This is a genomic window from Mesorhizobium sp. Arg314, from assembly GCF_053714275.1.
In genome coordinates, this window is sequence record NZ_JBSKBP010000101.1 from 1 (window position 1) to 5,972 (window position 5,972).

Annotated in this window: 1 protein-coding gene and 1 pseudogene; both read left to right on the top strand. The window is 63.5% G+C overall.

What is annotated here, in order from left to right; all coding sequences use genetic code 11:
- The coding region (locus ACWGS9_RS33715; RefSeq protein WP_454509267.1) for a hypothetical protein at positions 1-406 on the top strand (406 nt) is incomplete at its 5' end.
- A pseudogene (locus ACWGS9_RS33720) lies at positions 394-5,569 on the top strand (shikimate kinase). The gene ACWGS9_RS33715 and the pseudogene ACWGS9_RS33720, both read left to right, overlap by 13 nt.
- Positions 5,570-5,972: the final 403 nt, after the last annotated feature.

Consider the following 5,972-nt stretch of genomic DNA (forward strand, 5'->3'; position numbering starts at 1 on the left):
GAGCCTTACCGTGGCTCAGCAACTCAGGAGCCAAGGCCGTCGCGTTCCGATGCCGAACGCTGGCGCGCCGATCCAACGCACGAAGGCACGCAAGCAGGCACGATCCGGCCGCGTGGGCAAACATTGCCCGACTTGCGTGGCGCAGCAGGAAGACCTCATATCGGCGATGCATCCACGTCAACCCAGCGTGAAAACTCACAACAGCCGCATAGACCGAACAGCGGTGCAGCAAATCAACCAACCCGCCTGTCGCGTTCTCAGGGCGAGCAACGGCACGCCCACCAAGCTGCCGAAAATCCGCGAAGAGACGTTCCTCCGCCACGTGGCCAATCGGTCTCCAGTCCAGGTGAGCGATGGGGAAGGGCTCGCGTTGAGAATTCAGCCCCACAGAACCTGCAAGGTGTAGTCCCAGAACGCGAAGGAGGCCCGCACCGCATCTCCGACGCAATATCGGACCAGCAGAAGACCCTCGAAGCGACGCTTGCCATCGCCGGCACGGTGGTTGCCCGCGCCGGCAATCTCGACGGATTTTCGGATTCAGAGTTGGCCGATTTGGTGAACGACTTCAGCAGATGGCCGGACCAGCAGAAGACGTGTGAAGCGACGGTTGCCATCGCCGGCGCGGTGGTTGCCCGCGCCGGCAATCTCGACGGATTTTCGGATTCAGAGTTGGCCGATTTGGTGAACGGCTTCAGCAGATGGCCGGACCAGCAGAAGACGCGTGAAGCGACGGTTGCCATTGCCGGCGCGGTGATTGCCCGCGCCGGCAATCTCGACGGATTCTCAGATCAAGAATTGGCCAATCTGGTGAACGGTTTCGGCAAGTGGCCGCAAGAAGAAAAAGCACGCAAGGCGATCGTTGTCATCGCCGGCGAGCTCGGTTTCAAGGGCCGTCGCTTCAGCACTTTCAGCACGCCTGCGCTAGTCAGGATCGCCAACGGTCTGTCGCGGGGTATCGAGGGGGGAGAGACCGCCGGCGAGGTCGCCGAACCCGCCTTGCTGAAGGAACGGCTGCATCAGCTGGCGCACTACCTCCAATATGCCGAGCATCGGCTGCAGCAGGCCGATGTCCATGCCATCGCGAATATATTCAAGGCGTTGGGCAAGGCGCAGTTGTTGGACGATCTCGGTGCGCTGGCACAGCCGGGGCTGGACAGGCTCGAGGTGCTACGTGCCGCTCCCGGGTTTAAGCTCGACAACAACCTCGAGACGATGGGCAATCTTTGCGCCTCCCTGCTGCCACTGGCTCGCAGCCCGAAGCCGGTGTTGCGCTGGCACCGCAGGTCGGCGCTGAACCTGCTCAACGCCATCCAGCCGGTGGTGGAACACAAGATCGATGCCCATCTCGAGCCAGGCCAGGCCGAGCGCGCCAGCGGCGCCAATGCAAGCCGTTGCCCGGCGCTTTCGATCCATCAAGTGCTCAAGACCCGGGCGGTGCTGGAGACGCTCTACCGACGGCCCTATGTCGACGGCGACGAGCTCGCCTTGCAGGCCAGGCAGGAAGAGCTGCACGGCAAGACCAGGCAGATCCTGGACAGTGCCCGCGCCCTCATCTACGCCGACCGTTCCTACATGAGCTGGAACGTGATCGCCGAGATCGACGCGAAGGAGCCGCTCGAAGCGCTCGACACCTTCATGGCGCAGAACGCATCGATGGTCCAGGCCCAGCATGCAGCCGCCAGCTTCGATGTCCATCGGGTCCTTCAGGCCATGGACCACGAGCCGAGACCGCCGCAAGGCGATGCCGGACTGATGCGGCTGTCGGTGGTCGACATGAAAGGCCGGCCGCTGGCCAGCGAAGCCGAGTTGCGCTATTCCATTTTCCACCGCTTGACCTCGGGCGCGGTGAAGGTGGTGGCGGTGCAGCTAAAGGGAACTCCGACTGGCGCCATGCTGACACGCACGTTCCCCGTGGAGGGCGTGCCCTACCGCATGGACCTGTTCGGCGGCAGCAAACTGAAGCCGCCGCAAGAGAGCCTGAACAAGCTTGCCTCTCACCTGCCCTTCGCGGCCGCAGAGGCCCCAAGCGGCAAGCTTTTGGCGATCCCCTATGCCGACACGGCTCCGGGTACGGCATTTGAGCGGCTGTCGCGGGCCTGGGCGCCGTTCAAGGAAGCCTATTACTATACCCAGCGCCGCGGATTCGCCGCGCCGCCGGGCATCCCCGACGTTGGCCCGCATGATTATGCGCTGGAAGGGTGCTTCAAGCTGTCCCTTCTGCCCGACCGCCCCGCAGGCGCAGTCCATCCCTTCCGGTTCGAAGGGCGAGACGGCGAGATCGCCTTGCGGCCGCATGACGGCTGCGGCTTCATCAGGGCTTCACTGGCCGAGCGCATGCCGGCCATTGCCCGGGCTCGGCACGACGCTCCCGAGCGGATGCCTGCCTTTGCCGATAAAAGGCAATCGGCGGTACCGCCCTCGGCGCTGCAACATTATCCGCGTAGCGTCGAGGTGGCACAGGAGACCCGCGAGAAGGCTCTGGCTTGGCTCGAAACCCATCAAAGCCTCACCGCCGAGGAGCTGTTCCGGACGGTCACGGGCGGGCATATCGAGGGTTCGAGCGCTATCGCCGTGCCGTCCAGCGACGAATGCCTGCATGTGCCGACGGGCAAGAGCAAGACCTTGACCCGTGACGCTGGCGTGCTTGTCGGACGCTCCCCCTATGACAAGCCCAACCTGCGCCCGTTCGCCGCCGACCGGGTCAGGTCGGCGCGCGACGGCGATCGGACCGCGGCGTTCCTGGATCGGTGCGTGGCCTTCCAATACAGCTTCAACGTCGCGCACAAGTCGGGGGCTGGGCTTGCCGCCGACGATCCGACCTTCTTTGCCAAAGGCATCTTGATCGTTGTGCCCGACGAAATGTGGCCGGCGGACTTCGCCGAGCGCGGGGTGGTGATGTCTGCCGAGGACGTAAAGTGCCATTCGCGCTGGCTGGAGGAAAAGGACCGGGTCAAGGCCGACACCGCGCTCGAGTGCGTCGGCATCCTGCAGGCGACGGAGGTGTTCGCGCCCGGCTCTTTGGTTGCGGTTCCGAGCGCCGAACAAAAAAAGCTCGACGGCGATTTTGACGGCGACACCGCCATCATCATCGGCGACCGGCCTCGCCTTTACGAGCATGTGCGCCAGTTCGACGCGCAGCTGCAGGCACGCGGCATCGCCTCGATGAAGCCGCCGAAGTCGCACACGCCGGCCATTGAGAAAGGCGGCTACCAGTTCAGCCGGTCCAAGCAGATCCTGTCGGCCACCGGGCTGGTGCTGGAGACCTACAGCTGCCTGCAGCGCAACATGCTGGCGCAGCCGCTGGAGGCGCAACGCTGGTTTGCAGAGCGTGCCATCTTCGGCACCTACGAGGGCATTCATCATGAGCTCAAGGCCGACATCCGCGCACTGTTGCAGGAAGATCGGCCGGATGGCCAGACCCTCCATGAGCTCATCGCCAGGGCGGGGGAAGACAGCAAGGCCGCCAGGCATCCGGTGGCCTGCGAACTGGCCGCCTTGCTAGTGGCCGAGCTCCAGGAATGGAACCTGCAGCTTAATAGCGAGCCGGCTCATGAGCAGTCGGACGTCAAGCAGCAGTTTGCGCGATCGGTGGCCTCAACCGGCGCGAAGCCTGCCGTCAGCGCCGACGCCGGTGCGCTCTTCCCGAAACTCAGCGAATCCTATCCGGCAACCGCCGACGCCAGGAAGCGCATCGACTTCCTGCTCAACCATTACCAGCCGCGCATCGATCCGCGGCCCGACGGTTACAACCCGGACGATCTGCATGAAAGCGCCATCAATCTATTGAGCGTCGGCATCAAGGTAGGCACGGACGCCTACAAGTCCGATACCGGTGCGCGGATGTTCATGCAAAAAACCACCGAATTGCAGCGGCTGTTGGAGCGGAGGCCGGGCTTCAAGTCGGCGCCCTATGTCAAGGCGCAGGCGGCAAAGCTCCACCAGGGCCGGTTCGACGTCGATGGCAGCCTGGCGGATCTGGAGGACAACCCCACGCTGGCGGCCTCGGTCATGGAGGCCTCGATCAGACTCGCCGTCGAAAAGCGCATCCTGCCCAGCGCCTTAGCAATCTCGGCCGACGACGACCCCGCCAGCAGGATAACGCCGAGCAGCGAACAGGCCCTGGAGCGCGCCAGGCTCGAAGCCGCCCCCGCCGAACCGCAAGAAAGCGCGATTACCGAAACTGTGCATGCGGTTGCCGAGCTTTTGCGGCAGGACGGCATCGAGGTGAAGGTGCCGCATCTTGACCAACGGTCGCGCGGACAGGTCTGGATAGCCGACGAGTTGACCGGCCAGAGCGTGAGCGCGGCGCCAGAGGCCCAACTGGTCACCAAGCGCCATGTCTTCGAGATCCCGGACGAGGCTTTTACGCGCGCCTTCAGGAAGGCGGCGCTGGCCTTCGAGGAGCGGGACTGCAGCGAGGTCGAGACCACCAACTGGTTCATCAGGACGGACACGCCGCGGTTACGCGGCGTTCACACGGCGTTCAGAACCGCGCAGAACTATCGCTTCGAGGTCGAGTTCCATACGCCGGCCAGTTACCGGGCCGACCTCGCGCAGCGCGCGCAGAGCGAATGCGAGCTGGTCCCCATTCCCCGTGGAGCCTGGGAGATATTACACTGGGGCTCGTCAGGAGAAAGTAGGTCGAGGGCGGCAGGGACCTCCAGGTCGCTCACCGTCGCAAGACAACAGATTGCGGTTGCGGTCGCTCGCTCGCCGCACGCCGGCGAGATCCTCGCGGCCCTCGGTACGCGGCCGGTCGTGCTCGTCGGCATGCCGGCGAGCGGCAAGTCGACCATCGGCGCCCAGCTTGCCAAGGAGTTGGGGGTGGAGTTTGTCGACATCGATAAGCGTATCGTCGCCGAGCACGGCAATCTGATGGAGATGTTCGCCGACTCCGGCCGCGGCGAGGCGCACTTCAGGGACCTGGAGACCAAAGAGCTCACCAAGCAGCTGGAGAGAGGGCCCATCGTCATCGCAACCGGGGGCGGCTGCTTTGGCAAGGAGTCCAATCAAGCCCTGATCCTTAATAAGGCGAGGTCGATCTGGCTCGACACCGAGCTGAAAGAGCTCCACAGGCGCCTCAAGAGGGACACCAGCCGGCCGCTGCTGCAAGGCGCCGACATCGAGCAGAAGGTTGACCAGCTGTACGAAGAGCGCAGTCCGTTCTACCAAAAGGCCGATATCAGGTTGCCCCTCGTCCCGCCCTTTCAAAAAGACAAGAAGGACGCCCGCATTTGCGTAAAGGAACTCTACGCTTTCCTGTGCAGCGACAGAGAAGCCGCTCTGCCCGCTGCCGAGATATCACATGTCTCCGGTGCTTCCGGCACCGCCATCAGCATGTCCCCCAACAGCGCAGCGTATGCACGATGATCATCACAACGGCTACGATTGCGGGGGCGGCGTCGTGGAAACCGTCCAGGCGCCGGCGGCACCATTGAGTGAAGGGGAACGGCCGCCGCCCCTCGACACCCTCACCGCCGACCCGCAGCCTTTGCTGGCCGGCAGTAACGCACGAGCGGATTTAGCGTCTTCCACGAGAAGCAGAGAACGCTCAAGTCGAGGACGATAAGCTCTAGGCGGCAACAATCAAAGGTTCTTTCGCAGGTTTGGTGCAGGGTGAGAAGCCTGATGGCCGAGTTGATCCGGCCTGGATGACACAGGAAGATTCGCCGCACAAAGACGAACCGCCGGTGCCGGGTCGCGAGCCAGATCCTGGTGATAGACCGGGAAGGATCAGCTCCGAGTCTAAACGTTCCTCCCTCTCAGCACACCTGAAAGGACGAACGGCACCAGAGGACACCCCCGACAAACACCCCAATCAGGGGGCGACATCATCTCGGAACAAGGGGGCGACATGCCTCGGAATTTGCACTCTGCCCAAAGCCGGACTGTCTAGGTCGCAAACTCATAAACTGGGTATCGTGCTGATGTAAGTTCTGATTCAAGGCTTCTTTTGGAGGCTTTGATGCGTC